The following is a 14,637-nucleotide window of genomic DNA, read 5'->3' on the forward strand; positions in this document are numbered from 1 at the left end:
CAAACCAAAAAGAGTGTGACAAAATTTCGATTTTGCCGACGCTCTTTTTTATGAGAACTCATAATGGGAGGCTAAAACAATGATTTTGACAGTGACCATGAATCCATCAATCGATATGGCTTACACCTTGGATACACTCGCAATTGATACGGTGAATCGGACGGCGGATGTGCGTAAAACAGCAGGTGGTAAGGGCTTGAACGTGTCGCGGGTGTTGCATTTGATGAAGCATGACCTGACCGCGACCGGCGTGTTAGGCGGGTATTTCGGCCAATACATCGAGGCACAATTGGACCGTGATGGGATTGGACATAGCTTTACTCACATCGATCAGGAATCTCGCAATTCGATTGCGATTCTTCACGATGGTGGTGATCAAACTGAAATTCTAGAAGCGGGGCCCACATTGAGCGAAGCGGATGCGGACGCGTTTATGGCCCACTTTGATGACCTATTGGACCAAACCACGCTGGTTACCATATCTGGCAGCCTGCCAGGCGGACTGGCATCAGACTTTTACGCCAAAATGGTAGCGCATGCAAAGGCGAAACATGTGGATGTCCTGCTCGATTCTTCGGGTGCCTCACTCAAGGCTGGGCTCGATGCGCCGGATAAGCCATTGTTGATCAAACCCAACGAAGATGAACTCGGGGCACTGCTGAACACTACGGTTGATAAGCACGATTTGACCGCATTGCGGCAACATTTATCTGACGCTGTGTTTGATGGTGTGGCATGGATTGTGGTGTCTCTGGGCGCTGCGGGGGCATTCGTGAAGCACCTGGATCGCTTCTATCAGGTGACCATTCCAAAGATTAATGTCGTCAACCCCGTTGGTTCAGGCGATTCAACCTTAGCTGGACTGGCACTCGCGCTGGACAACCACGCCAGCGATGATGTCGTGATGAAGACGGCGATGACCACTGGTATGCTCAATACCATGGAAGCCGAGACGGGTTTCGTCAATCCAGCCTTATTCGATACTTATTTCAATCAGGTCACTGTAAAGGAAGTCTAGCCATTGACAACATACGATGAATTACGCAAACAAAATCCAACAATCAATATCCAACAGATTACCGATGCGACATTTAAGAACTACGGGCAGGTGTACACCCAATACGATGTCAGCGAATTGAACACCTTCATGGACCAAGTTGCGATTCCAAGTGATACCAATCTCTATGTACCTAGCAATCCAGCGATGGAAGCCATCCCAGTGGTGCAAGAAATCGGTCGGGATATTTTGGCGGCCTACCCATCGAAGCGGGCGAGTGTGCGGGCCACGCGGATGCATTGACGGCGTTTGAATACCACCAGGGCAGTGAGCTCAATGTCTTCATGTCGCCGGTAGTGATGGTGTTGGGCAAGCGCGGTCAGATGCACGACGGTCAGTTCGAGTTGAGCGATGCCGCGTATTTTTATGTGCCAGCGGGCAGTGTCATCGAGTTCTTCAGTGACACCTTGCACTACACACCGTGTGAAGTGACAAGTGACGGATTCAAGTTCATTGTGATGCTGATCAAAGGCAGCAATCAGCCATTGCCGAGTGACTTTCACAGTGATAATCCGCTCTTGGTCAAAACCAACAAGTTCCAGTTCGTCCATACCAGTCGCCAAGACAAAATCGCCCAGGGCATTCATGCCGGATTGAACGGTGAATTGGTCCACGTGAAGCCAGTGACGATGTGATTCAGATTAAATAAGGCTTATGAGCACTAGAATTGAACTATTTTTTGAACCGGGTTTTGAGATTTTATTGGTGCTGACGAGACAGATTCGTTCTTTTGAATTCGCTTTCAGAAAGCGTGGTAGCGGTTACTGAAATACGCTTCAGCACATTTTGCTAAACGTGTGCTAAAGCCCGTATTTAGTACAAATACAATCTTGAATTTTCTAAAGCATATTCTGAAAAAGTATGCTAAACTGTAGCAGTAAGTAAAATACATTTAAATTTCCTGGGAGGAATTTGATTTATGCCATTAGTACACGGTACAGAGATCGTTGCTGCTGCTCGTAAGGGCCACTACGCTATCGGTGCGTTCAACACCAACAACTTGGAATGGACTCGCGCTATCTTAGCTGGTGCACAAAAGATGAACGTTCCAGTTATTATCCAAACTTCTATGGGCGCTGCTACATACATGGGCGGCTACGAATTCTGTAAGACAATGATTGAAGCCACAGTTAAGGCTATGGATATCACAGTTCCTGTTGTTATTCACCTTGACCATGGTAACTATGATGCTGCCAAGGCTGCTATTGCAGCAGGCTACAACTCAGTTATGTTTGACGGTCATGACTTACCTTTCGAAGAAAACTTAGCTAAGACTAAGGAAATCGTTGCTTTAGCACATGCTAAGGGCATTTCCGTTGAAGCTGAAGTTGGTTCAATCGGTGGGGAAGAAGACGGCGTTGTTGGTGAAGGCGAATTAGCTGATGTTGAAGAAGCTAAGTTAATCGCTGCTACTGGCGTTGACTTCATGGCTGCTGGTATCGGTAACATTCACGGCCAATATCCTGATAACTGGAAGGGTCTGCACTTCGACCGTCTTAAGGAACTTGGCGAAGCCGTATCCGTACCATTAGTTCTTCATGGTGGTTCAGGTATTCCTCGTGAACAAGTTCAAAAGGCTATCACAATGGGTATTTCTAAGTTGAACATCAACACTGAATGCCAACTTGCCTTTGACAAAGCTACTCGCGAATATATCGAAGCAGGTAAGGATCAGGTTGGTAAGGGCTTTGACCCACGTAAGTTACTCAAGCCTGGTACAGAAGCTATCCAAGCAACCTTCGAAGAAATCACTGGCTGGATTGGTAACAAGCCTGTTAAGTTGGTTCCAGAAGAAATCTAATTTTTCATACTTAGAATTGTTTCGTAAGATGCAATTAGCATGAATACTTAAAAAGCGATCCAGACATTTGTCTGGGTCGCTTTTTTGTGTGGGAAGAATTTGTTAGTGCTCACAGCCAAAGCGTGTGGGTTCACGCTCTGTCTGCCAGTATCTTTTTGCCCCGCACGACTTCGGCTTGAACATTGATGACCGCCGTGCCGCCCAGCGATGTCCGCCGATTGACGGCCGCTTCCGAGCTCAATTCAGCATACACATCCGCCTCGATGGCAGGATTAGCAGCTTGCAGTGTCTCAAGCGACATTTCTTGCAGTGGCGTTTGGGTTTTGATGCCTTGTAGTACGAGTTCACCGACGATGGCATGAGCCTGCCGGAATGGAATGCCTTTGGCGGCGAGATAGTCTGCCAGTTCCGTCGCATTGGAGAAGTCATTGGTGGTGGCTGCTGCCATCCGCTTCTCGTGCACGGTGAGACTTGCCATCATGCCACTGAAGATATCCAGTGAGCCCATAATCGTGGTGTAGGTATCAAAGACGGATTCCTTGTCCTCCTGCATGTCCTTGTTGTAGGCCAGTGGTATGGCCTTCATCACGGTCAACAGCTGCATCAAGTTGCCATATGCCCGTCCGTTTTGCCCCGCACCAACTCGGCAAAATCGGGATTTTTCTTTTGCGGCATAATTGAGGAACCGGTGGCAAAATTATCGGCGAGCTCAATGTAATTGAACTCATAACTCGACCAAAGAATCAGCTCTTCGGCCAAACGCGACAGATGTTGCATCAAAATGGCCGCGTTGCTCAAGAATTCTAGCGCGAAGTCCCGATCGGACACGGCATCGAGACTGTTGTGATAGAGATCAGCAAAGTCTAATTCGTGAGCGACAAACTCACGATCGATGGGGAATGTCGTCCCAGCCAAGGCGGCACTACCTAAGGGCAACAGATCCGTATGCTTTTGGTTGAATTCAAACCGTTCATAGTCCCGTTGCAGCATGGAGAAATAGGCGAGGAGGTAGTGGCCATACGTGATGGGTTGGGCGTGTTGCAGATGCGTATAGCCGGGCATGATGGTGCCCGCATGTGTTTCTGCTTGCGTGAGCAGAACCGTCTGGAGATTGGTAATCGCAGCTAACACCTCGGGTAACCGATGCTTGAGCCACAGATGCAGGTCGGTGGCGACTTGATCGTTCCGCGACCGGGCCGTGTGCAGTTTGCCGGCCACCGAACCGATTTTATCCGTTAACATGTGTTCCAAGTTGAGGTGAATATCCTCATCAGCGACAGTGAAGTGCAGCTTACCTGCTGCAAGATCCTGTTCAAGTGCGTGGAGCCCCGATGTGATCTGATCGGCTTCTGCTTGCGAGAGAATGCCGGTATGGCCTAACATCTTGACGTGAGCGAGTGAGCCCTCGATATCTTCTTGCGCCATCACCTGATCAAATGTGATGGAGGCACCGAATTGATCGACCCATGCCGCCGCTTTTTGGGTGAACCGACCACCCCAGAGTTTATCAGTCATGTGGATTCATCTCCTCAGCGTGAATGTGGTTGACCTGTTCAAAGACGGTCGCTGGCAGTGTCCAGAGCTTGATGAAGCCCGCTGCTGCTTCTTGGTCGAAGCTGTCGGCACTGGTGTAGGTGGCGAGATCTTTGTTATAGAGCGAGTTCTCGGATTGACGTGCAACAGCAGTAGCTTGCCCCTTAAAGAGCTTCATTTTGACAACCCCATTGACGACACTTTGGGTGGCATCGATGAACGCCATCAAGGCATCAAAGAGGGGACTGATCCACTTGGCTTCATAGATCATGGTACTCAGTTGCTGCTCGATCAATGGCTTGTAATGGGCCACATCGCGTTCCAGCGTCAGATTCTCGAGATCCTTGTGCGCTGCCATAATCACGGCCGCTGCGGGTGCTTCATAGACCTCCCGTGACTTGATACCGATGAGCCGATTTTCGATTTTGTCAATCCGACCGATACCGTGTTTGCCGGCGAGGGTATTGAGGTGTTCAATCAATTCGAATAAGGGGAGGGGCTTGCCATCGATGGCTGTGGGAATCCCGTGCTCAAAAGTGAGCTCGAGGAAATCAGGTGTATCAGGCGTTTCTTCAACCGGTGCGGTCATGGTCCACGCATCGGCGGGTGCTTGCGTCCATGGATCTTCTAAGACACCAGCTTCATTGGCCCGTCCCCAAAGATTGGCATCGATGGAATAAGGTGAGGCTTTGCCGATAGGAACGGGTACATTGTGGTCCTTGGCGTAGTCGATTTCTTCTTCACGCGACCAATGGAAATCCCGAATCGGTGCTTCAATCAATAGGTTGGGATCTAAGGCGTGAATCGCGGCTTCAAACCGCACTTGGTCATTGCCCTTGCCCGTTGAACCGTGGGCGATAGCTTGCGCGTCCTGCTCGTGTGCAATCGCGACCAGTTTTTCGATAATCAATGGCCGTGACAGCGCGGAGACTAGGGGATATTCGCCTTCGTACAGGGCGTTTGATTTGATGACGGGGGCAACGAACCGATCAGCAAATTCCGCTTTGGCATCGATCACGATGCTTTCGATGGCACCGACTTGCTTGGCTTTGGCCTGAATTGCTGGCATATCGGCATCGGGCTGGCCGACGCTAACGCTACCGCAATCACCGCGTAACCTTTATCGATCAACCAGGGAATGGCAACAGATGTATCGAGACCACCGGAGTAAGCTAAGACAATTTTTTTCATAATGAATCCTCCTCAAATTAGTTGAAACGTTTTCGACAACCCGCAATAACCGGGGAAAAACTGAACGTCATGATGAAATAGATACCTGCCACAATCAGCATCGGTAAGAATGGTTGGAACGAGGCGCCTTGAACGACGGAACCTTCAAACATTAATTCGGTCGCGCCGATGACTGAGAGCACGGATGACTCCTTTATGACTGTCACGAACTCATTCCCCAGTGCTGGCCAGATGTTCTTGAGTGCTTGTGGGAAAATCACATAGCGCATCGCTTGGGTGTTGGATAAGCCCAATGAGCGTGCCGCTTCCGTTTGCCCTTCCGCCACGGAGTTCAACCCGGAACGAATGATTTCAGCGACATAAGCGCCGGAGTTGATGGCCATCGCGATGGCACCAGAGACAAAAGCGGAGAGGTTGATACCGAAGAACTGGGTCCCAAAGAAGACGATGAAGGCTTGCACCATCAGCGGCGTGCCCCGAATGAATTCAATATAGATGTTGGCCAGCAGCTTGCCGATTTTGGTGTGACCGATTTTTAATAACGCCAATAGTGTGCCGATGACGGAACCAAAAATCACGGTCAAAATGGCAAAGAGTAAGGTGTAGCCGGCACCTTTTAAGAAGAAGCCGCCGTACTTGGCCCAAAAACCTTGGTTGGCGCCTTCTTGCTGATAAGCCTGCTTGAGATAAGTCTGGTAGGTTTTGTTTGCGTTCATCTTGGTGATGACCTTGTTGACGGCAGCAACGAGTTTGGGCTGGCCGTTTGCCATGGCAATCGCGGTTGGGCTGGTTGTCGTAGCAAACTTGGGATCAATGGTCATCAGTTGTTTGTTTTGCGCGACGTAGGCATCCGCCACAATACTCGATAACACGCCGGCGTCCAGCTTGTTGAAGCTGACCTGACTGACCACATCACTCGCTTTGTCGAGACTGGAAACCACCGCACCGGGCAGTTGTGACTTAGCTAACTGCTCTTGGGTGGTTTGCTTTTGGGCACCCACCTTGGCGTTGCTGAAATCGGCAATGGTGTGATATTTTTTGCATCACTCTTGCGAATCAATACGACCTGGCGTTCTTCCAGATAGGGTTTGGAGAAGGTGACCTGTTTCTCACGATCGGGTGTCTCGGACATTCCTGAGATAATCATGTCCACCTTGTGGGTCTTGAGTGCACCAATCAAGGCATCGAACTGCATTTCCTTGAGCTGCAATTTAACCCCCATGGATGAGGCGAGGTTCTTGGCCATCGCGACATCCGCCCCGACGATGGTATCTTGACCATCGATGGTGGTGTGAAATTCGAGTGGTGCATAGTCCGCAGAAAGACCAACGATTAAATATCCACGTTTTGTATACTGGGCAAATCCGTTGCCGCCTGTACAGACTGTCCGGCTAATAGCAAAATCCCGAGCAACAATCCCACGATAGTGACCCAAACTTTTCGCATGTCCTCATCTCCTGAAATGAATTTTAATTGAATATATACCCATTTACACGATTATGCAAGATTTTTTATTTTAATTCAAAAAATATTCATCCATGCTGGCCGCTAATTAGGCCTAAAAGTGTGAGTTTTACTGGGATTAGCGTATAATCTGGGTGTACGAAAAAAGCGCACCGCACAAACTGAGACTTGAGTTTGACGGGTGCACGATGAATAAGGAGAGTCGATTTATGAATGATTTTCAGTATCACAACACCACAGATATTCGTTTTGGTCGCAACCACATCGATGCAGAATTGCATGATGCCGTGGCCCAGTTCGGGAACAAGGTGTTATTGACCTATGGTGGACAATCCATTAAGCGTTCCGGGTTATACGAGCGTGTGTTGAAGTTGTTAGACGGACTGGAAGTTGTTGAATTAGGTGGCATCGCGCCAAACCCTAAGATTGATTCCGTTCGTGAAGGCCAAAAATTGGCTAAAGACAACGATGTGCAAGTTATCTTGGCTGTCGGTGGTGGTTCCGTTATCGATGCCAGCAAGGTGATTGCTTCTGCACGCTACTATGAAGGCGATCCTTGGGACTTAGTTGTGAAGGCTAACGGTGCCGATCGGATGTTGCTGCCACAATTACCTGTGGTTGATATCTTGACCTTAGCCGCAACCGGGACCGAAATGAACTTTGGCTCCGTCATTTCAAATCCAGAAACAGAGCAAAAGCTGGGGACTGGTGGCCCGCAATCGCCTGCTGTCTCATTCCTGGCTCCTGAATTAACATTCACTGTCCCAGCTAACCAAACAGCTGCTGGTTCCATGGATATCATGAGCCACTTGATTGAACAATACTTCGACAAGGCCCCAGCCAATGATGTCAGCAAGGGCTTGATTGAAGGCTTGATGCGCACTGTCATCAAGTGGGCACCCGTTGCCTTAGATCAACCTGACAGCTATGATGCACGTGCTAACCTGATGTGGAGTGCCACCATGGCATTGAATGGGATTGTGCGTTCTGGTAACCAAAATGGTTGGACCGTGCACCCATTGGAACACGAACTGTCTGCTTACTATGACATCACGCACGGTGAGGGTCTCGGTATTCTGACACCGCGTTGGATGCAACATGTGCTGAATGAGGATACCGTTGCCTTGTTTGCTCGGTTTGGGCGTAATGTTTGGCAGATCAATGGCGAGGATGACCAACAAGTTGCCCTGGAAGCCATTGATCGGACTGAAGACTGGATTGAAAACTTGGGCATTCCAATGACCTTGCCAGCAGTCGGAATCAAGGATGAAGCCAACTTCAACGTCATGGCCACAAGTGCGGTTAAAGTGGGTCAGTTGCAAACTAATGCCTATGTGGGACTCAATGTTGATGATGTGATCACGATTTATCGAGAATCCATGAAGGACTGGCAAAAGTTGAGCCTGTAAGTTGAGAAGATGAACAAGAATCCGCGTTATATATTTATGGTAGCATAATAATTGAATGAACATTAGAAAGGCTATTCACACGTTAAAAACAAGTGAATAGCCTTTTTTTGTGTCCAATTATGCAAAATCGTATTTTTAGTAAAAATAAATACCTGTCATTTTTGTTTGTTATTGAAGGGGAAATGTTTAATTCCATGCGGGGCTTATTTCTCGGGAAATGCTGGTTTAGCCTTTGAACTAAGACTTTGCCACTGATTGGCAACATCCTTAGAAAAGATAACTGAATCCTACTGTAAAAAAGAGCTATAAAAGTAATTTTGTTATATAAAAATGGTTATTTTATAACGTGATTGACTTGATATAACGCTGTAAATTAGAGTTAATAGTGGCTATTGATTAATTGGCTGAGATTTAAAAATTCACTTTATGTCCCAAAAGACTGAAAATTTCTGTTACTTAATCAATGTGATTGCTAATCGAATCAATGATTAATGGGTTGTTGGTTCAAATTAAAAAATGGGGGAGCTTAAAGGATGCAAGGACAAATGGTTTTACAAGAGAATCCAAGTTTACCTAAAATCGGATTCTTCAAAAATTATATGATAATCGTATTTTTGTTGTTAGTCACACCAGGCACTCTTTTTCTGATTATATTTTTCTATATTCCTGTGATAGCAAACCTGGTGGCATTTCAGGATTTTCAATACTCTGATGCCGGATTCTGGTATAGCCTATTTCACAGCCCGTTTGTTGGCTTAAAGAATTTCAAATTTTTCTTTGCCTCGGCCGATTTTTGGATCGTGTTGCGTAATACCGTGGGTTACAATCTCATCTTTTTAGGGTTGAATTTCTTTTTGCAATTTTCTTTGGCGTTGTGATGAGCCAATTACGCAATCGTCGGTTGTTGAAGGTCTATCAAACTTCGATGTTATTCCCTTACTTCATTTCTTGGCCGATTATGGCGGCATTTCTCTATGCTTTTCTCAGTACAGATAAAGGCGTGATCAATCATTTGATTCAATCGATGAATGGCACACCGATTGATTTCTACAACACGCCTGGCATTTGGCCACTACTTATCATTTTCCTGGGCGTTTGGAAGGGGATTGGATACAACAGCATCTTATACTTTGCAACGGCTATGGGGATTGATCCTGCGTATTACGATGCAGCGATGATGGATGGTGCCAACAAGTGGCAACAGATTAAGCATGTGACCCTACCACATATCCTACCTGTTGCCACACTGATGTTGATACTCAATATTGGTGGCATGTTTCGAACAGATATCGGATTATTCTACATTGTCCCAAAAGCGAGCGCACCACTTATTAATGTCACACAAACCTTTGATACTTATATCTATCGGGCGCTATCGACCAGTAGTGATTTAGGCATGTCGACAGCGGCAGGCTTAATGCAGTCCCTTGTTGGCGTACTTTTGATTCTTGGATCCAATGCAATCGTTAGAAAATTACAGCCGGAATCAAGTCTATTTTAGGGGGAACCGCTCATGCGAAAGAAAAAACACATTACAGCAGTGGATATTCGCAGTTTCGGTGCTGGCACTAATCTTGTCTTCAACATCTTTTTACTGATTTTCTCATTGAGCTGCCTGTTTCCGTTTTTCTTTATCATCGTCGTTTCTTTAACCCAAGAAGCTGACATTACCCTCTATGGGTATCAATTCTGGCCAAAGCATTGGACAATGGCTAGCTATCAACATTTATCAAATTCTGGGAGCCAGGTATTTCATGCTTTTGGTGTCACCGTTTTTGTCACCGTTGTTGGGACCGTGATTAATGCGATGTGTAGTTCAACTTATGCTTATGCAATTTCGCGGCGTGACTTTGCCTTCGCAAAGTTCTTCACCTTTTTGCTTTGTTGCAGATGCTGTTTGCACCTGGAATGGTGCCGCAATACTTGATTGTGACGCAGATGCTGCATCTAAAAGATAATATCTGGGCGCTGATATTGCCGTCTGCTTTTGGTGTCTACAATGTTTTAATCATGCGCTCTTTTTTCAAAACATCAGTGCCAGAGGAAATCATTGAAGCGGCACGAATCGATGGTGCTGGCGAGCTACGTATCTTTAGCAAAATTGTGATTCCGTTAGCTGTTCCTGGGATTGCGACCATCAGTCTGTTCACGGCACTGGGTTATTGGAATGATTGGTTCAATGCCATGCTGTACACAAACAGTGATGCGGTCACACCTATTCAGTACTTACTTGTTCGGATCCAAAACAACATCTCGATGTTGACGCAGCAAATGCAATCAGGTGGTTCAGCGGCAGCGGGATTATCAGAAGTGCCGACAGAGGCAATCAGATTCGCTGTCGTCGTTGTCGCAACACTACCGATTGCGCTCACATATCCATTCTTTCAGAAACACTTTGTTAAAGGACTTACCGTTGGTGGCGTTAAAGGATAACACAAGAGGAGGATTCTAAAATGAAGAAATGGCGTCATATTATTTCAATAGCTGCAATTGCTGTGAGCACATTGGTTTTAGCAGCATGTGGCAAAAGTAGCTCAGCCTCAAGCACAAATAATGATGGCAAGACAGTGGTTTCCATGTATATGCCAGGCGATAAGCCTAAAAATTATGACGAAATGATCAAAACTGCCAACAAAGAAATTCAGAAGAAGTACCCAAAGTTGGCTTTGAACATGAATTTCATTGGTTGGGGCGATTACGATAAGAAATATAATGTCATGGTGACCTCTGGTGATACCTACGATATCGCCTTTACGCGTGATTACGTGACGAATGCCCAGAAGGGTGCTTATGCCGATTTGACTGACTTGATTCAAACTGACGCTAAGACGGCCTATGATCAAACTGATCCTGCCTATTGGAAGGGCGTGACCGTTAAGGATAAGATTTATGCGTTTCCAGTGAACGCGAATATCTATGCGCAAAACATGCTGACCTTCAGCGATGACTTTGTGAATAAATACAATCTGGATATTGATGGCGTCAACTCCTATCAAGACCTTGAACCAATTCTGACCAAATTCCATAAGGCTAACCCTAGTGTGGCTGCGTTTGCAATTGGCCAAGGTTACAAAGTTTCAAGCAAAGCGATGGAATATCCTTTAGGAAACGGTTTGCCTTTTGCGGTGGATGCGACGGGCAAGAACAAAAAGATTGTTAATATTTACAATACAGCGGAAATGCAAAAAGAACCTCAAAACGTTACATCAGTATTATTTGAAAGGCTATATTCCTCAGGATGCAGCGACTTCAAGTGTGCAATATCGACTACAAGATGCCAGCTGGTTGGTTCGTCAAGAAACGCAAGGGAGTTTTGACTATGGCGATACGACCTTGATCAACGCGGCAGGTGGTAAGCAAATGACCAGTAAGCCGATCACAGCGCCATTAAAGAGCCAAGCGCAGTCCCAGATTGCGTTGTGGAGCGTCTCTAAGTCTTCTAAGCACAAGAAAGAAGCCGTACAGATCTTAGGACTGCTCAACTCAAACAAAAAGTTACTGAATAACATTGTTTGGGGATTACAGAATAAGCAGTGGCAATTCACCGATGAAAAGAATGGCAAGATTAAAACCACCGCTGATTACAAACCGGGCTATTTTATTGGCGCGTGGATGATGGGTAATAATAAATTACTTTATACTCAGGACACAGTGACGCAGGCGATGATTGATAAGCGAGATCAAGAGATTAAAACGGCCAAACAATCCGTGATGTTAGGGTTCATGCCCGACACGAGTGCTTATAAAACAGAGCTGACGAATCTGTCGAATGTGATGAGTAAGTATTCTGACATTCTGAATACGGGAACGGCCGATCCTGTACCAACGATTAAGCAAATGAATCAAGAACTCAAAAAGGCCGGCTACGATAAGGTGCAAGCTGCGCTACAAAAACAATATGATGACTTCTTAAAGGCATAAAATGCATTTAAGTGAAAAGAAGGCTGTGTCGACCTATGAGGGGTGAGGGCACAGCCTTCTGTATGGTTCAGATGACTTTTACGAGGTGAGCAAAATGATAGGTAAAACAGCACAGATTATTTTTACGCGTGTTTTGTGATGATGATTTTAAATTTCTACTTTTTGTTTTCTCTGTCATGGGGCTGCTGATACTTGGTGTCGGTCCGGCATTGCAAACAGTGAATGAATTATTTCTGGACCATCACTGGCACTGGCAAGGCTACCGATTTAAGCAGGGGTGGCACTATTATCGCCAGTACTTTGTGAAGGCAAATTGTCATTTTTGGTTATTTGCCGGAATGTTGGGCGCACTGTTGTACAATCTCTATCTCAGCACTCAAATTAATCAGCCATGGATTTTAATGATTCAATTTGTGCTTTTAATGGGGATCATGATGACCGTCGCGATTAGCTTATTGTTTATGGCTATTCAAGCCAGATATGCCATTAATTTGAAGCACGGGATTGTCTTAGCGTTTGCGCAATTTTTTGACCATCCGCTTCAGATATTACGTTTCATTTTTGGCATCGTAACAATGGTCATTGTATGCATGCTATGGCCAGGGCTGGGGTTGTTTTTGTCCGTAGGCGCGGTGATTGTCTGGACCAACTGGAGTTTTCAGAAGTGGTACCAACGAGTGGATGCCATGTTCTCCTGATAGTGTGGCTAAAAGCTGTGAAGGCGTCTATGTCAGGTGTGAAACAGTGAACGTCAGTAGGTGCTTGAGCGTTTTCTTTGCGCCTTCACAGAAGGCAGTGATACGCTTACCTTAACTCGGATAACACGAGTGGTATAGGCAATAATGGCAAATGATGAAGGAGATGGCACAATGGCGACTTATGATTATGATGTGTTATATATCGGTAGCGGGCATGGTACTTTTGATGGTGCGATTCCGTTGGCAGCTAAGGGTGTGCACGTGGGGATTATCGAGGCTGATTTGATCGGCGGAACGTGTCCTAATCGTGGTTGTAATGCCAAAATCACGCTCGACGCACCGGTAGAGTTGCAACGCCGGGCAGAAGCACTCAGTGGCATTGTGACGGGACAATTAGGCATTGACTGGTCCCAAAATATGGCCCACAAGCATCAAGTGATTGATGACCTGCCTAATTTTATCAATGGATTGCTGGAATCTGTTGGGATTAAGGTCTTACACGGTTATGGGCAACTGGTTGATGCGCACACGGTGGCAGTCGGTGACCAACAAGTGACCGCTGACAAGATTGTGATTGCGACAGGCTTGCGGCCACACCGGTTGGCTATTCCCGGTACTGATCTCGCCCATGATAGCAGTGACTTCATGAATCTGACTGAATTGCCAGCCAATATCACGATTATCGGTGCAGGCTACATCGCCATGGAATTTGCGACAATCGCAAACGCAGCGGGCGCCAAGGTCACGATGATTATGCGTGGCGATAAGGCATTGCGGCGCTATCACCAACCTTTTGTTGAAGCCATCATTTCTGACCTCGAAAAACGGGGCGTGCGCTTCATGCGGCATACCCAAGTGACCGCAATTGAACAGGCCGACCAACAAGTGCATGTTGTGACCGATCAAGATGAAACGCTCACGACGGATTGGGTTCTGGATGCGACGGGCCGGATTCCAAATATTGAGAATTTGGGCTTGGAAAAGGTCGGTGTTGTCACAACGGAACACGGGATTAAGGTCAACTCACACTTGCGGACAACCGTTGATAACATCTATGCGTCAGGCGATGTGCTCGACAAGAAGCAACCACGCCTAACCCCAACAGCAATTTTTGAATCGATGTATCTCAGTCGCAAGTTTGCGGGTGAAAGCGATGCGCCAATTGATTATCCTGCTATTCCTTCCGTCGTCTTTACTTCACCACGGATTGCTAAGGTCGGGGTTTCAATTGAAGCCGCTGAAAAGGACGGATTGACGATTGAAAAGCACGACGTCTTGGACGATTGGTATCGCCACGTTAACAAGGAACGCTTCGGTCAAAATGCATTGATTTTTGATCAAGGACATCACTTGGTCGGGGCAACAGAAGTGAGTGATCGCGCGGATGATGTGATCAACACCCTGTTACCAGCGATTGCCTTGAAGCTCGATAAGGAACAAATTGGTCGGATTGTGACCTTGTTCCCAACAATTGGTTCTTCTGCTTGGGGCCAACTATAAAGAAAAAAGCTGTGACAAAAGGTGCTTTTGGAACGCGATTGATCTTGATTGTTTGAAAAGTAC

At 46.6% G+C, this 14,637-nt stretch carries 5 protein-coding genes and 7 pseudogenes; 9 read left to right on the plus strand and 3 right to left on the minus strand.

The window, feature by feature from the left end:
• The first annotated feature begins 79 nt into the window (after positions 1–79).
• The 3 genes and pseudogenes from JCM17471_RS01815 to fba all read left to right on the plus strand — a co-directional run bounded on the left by JCM17471_RS01815 (position 80) and on the right by fba (position 2,858).
• Positions 80–1,018 (plus strand): hexose kinase, encoded by a 939-nt coding sequence (locus JCM17471_RS01815; protein WP_054776588.1) that lies wholly within the window; start codon positions 80–82, stop codon positions 1,016–1,018.
• 3 nt (positions 1,019–1,021) lie between these two features.
• Positions 1,022–1,692, plus strand: a pseudogene (locus tag JCM17471_RS01820) (DUF4867 family protein).
• Positions 1,693–1,976: 284 nt separating this feature from the next.
• The gene (fba, locus tag JCM17471_RS01825; protein ID WP_054776589.1) at positions 1,977–2,858 is read left to right on the plus strand and encodes a class II fructose-1,6-bisphosphate aldolase; all 882 of its coding nucleotides are present in this window, start codon (positions 1,977–1,979) and stop codon (positions 2,856–2,858) included.
• 130 nt (positions 2,859–2,988) lie between these two features.
• On the opposite strand, the pseudogene argH reads toward fba, so the two are convergent.
• The 3 pseudogenes from argH to JCM17471_RS01840 all read right to left on the minus strand — a co-directional run bounded on the left by argH (position 2,989) and on the right by JCM17471_RS01840 (position 7,046).
• Positions 2,989–4,373, minus strand: a pseudogene (argH, locus tag JCM17471_RS01830) (argininosuccinate lyase).
• A pseudogene (locus JCM17471_RS01835) lies at positions 4,366–5,585 on the minus strand (argininosuccinate synthase). Before JCM17471_RS01835 ends, argH begins: the two co-directional pseudogenes overlap by 8 nt.
• 14 nt (positions 5,586–5,599) lie before the next feature.
• A pseudogene (locus JCM17471_RS01840) lies at positions 5,600–7,046 on the minus strand (ABC transporter substrate-binding protein/permease).
• A 209-nt stretch (positions 7,047–7,255) separates the two neighbouring features.
• On the opposite strand from JCM17471_RS01840, the gene JCM17471_RS01845 reads away from it, so the two are divergent.
• The 6 genes and pseudogenes from JCM17471_RS01845 (at position 7,256) to JCM17471_RS01870 (ending at position 14,574) form a co-directional block, all read left to right on the plus strand.
• The gene (locus JCM17471_RS01845; protein WP_054776590.1) at positions 7,256–8,455 is read left to right on the plus strand and encodes an iron-containing alcohol dehydrogenase; all 1,200 of its coding nucleotides are present in this window, start codon (positions 7,256–7,258) and stop codon (positions 8,453–8,455) included.
• 545 nt (positions 8,456–9,000) lie between these two features.
• Positions 9,001–9,956, plus strand: a pseudogene (locus JCM17471_RS01850) (ABC transporter permease).
• Positions 9,957–9,968: 12 nt separating this feature from the next.
• Positions 9,969–10,888 (plus strand): annotated as a pseudogene (locus tag JCM17471_RS01855) (carbohydrate ABC transporter permease).
• Positions 10,889–10,908: 20 nt separating this feature from the next.
• Positions 10,909–12,376 (plus strand): annotated as a pseudogene (locus JCM17471_RS16725) (ABC transporter substrate-binding protein).
• 128 nt (positions 12,377–12,504) lie between these two features.
• On the plus strand, positions 12,505–13,074 hold the full coding sequence (locus JCM17471_RS01865; protein WP_156321551.1) for a YesL family protein: 570 nt from the start codon (positions 12,505–12,507) through the stop codon (positions 13,072–13,074).
• Positions 13,075–13,245: 171 nt separating this feature from the next.
• Positions 13,246–14,574: a dihydrolipoyl dehydrogenase family protein gene (locus tag JCM17471_RS01870; RefSeq protein WP_054776592.1), complete on the plus strand. Its 1,329-nt coding sequence runs from the start codon at positions 13,246–13,248 to the stop codon at positions 14,572–14,574.
• The last annotated feature ends 63 nt before the right edge of the window (positions 14,575–14,637 follow it).

It is taken from the genome of Lacticaseibacillus saniviri JCM 17471 = DSM 24301, from assembly GCF_001311785.1.
GTDB classification, from domain to species: domain Bacteria; phylum Bacillota; class Bacilli; order Lactobacillales; family Lactobacillaceae; genus Lacticaseibacillus; species Lacticaseibacillus saniviri.

Bases quoted from the DNA above. Each gene is read 5' to 3' on its own strand.
- JCM17471_RS01815 (WP_054776588.1), top strand. From the start codon at position 80: ATGATTTTGACAGTGACCATGAATCCATCAATCGATATGGCTTACACC.
- JCM17471_RS01845 (WP_054776590.1), top strand. From the start codon at position 7,256: ATGAATGATTTTCAGTATCACAACACCACAGATATTCGTTTTGGTCGC.
- JCM17471_RS01870 (WP_054776592.1), top strand. From the start codon at position 13,246: ATGGCGACTTATGATTATGATGTGTTATATATCGGTAGCGGGCATGGT.
- fba (WP_054776589.1), top strand. From the start codon at position 1,977: ATGCCATTAGTACACGGTACAGAGATCGTTGCTGCTGCTCGTAAGGGC.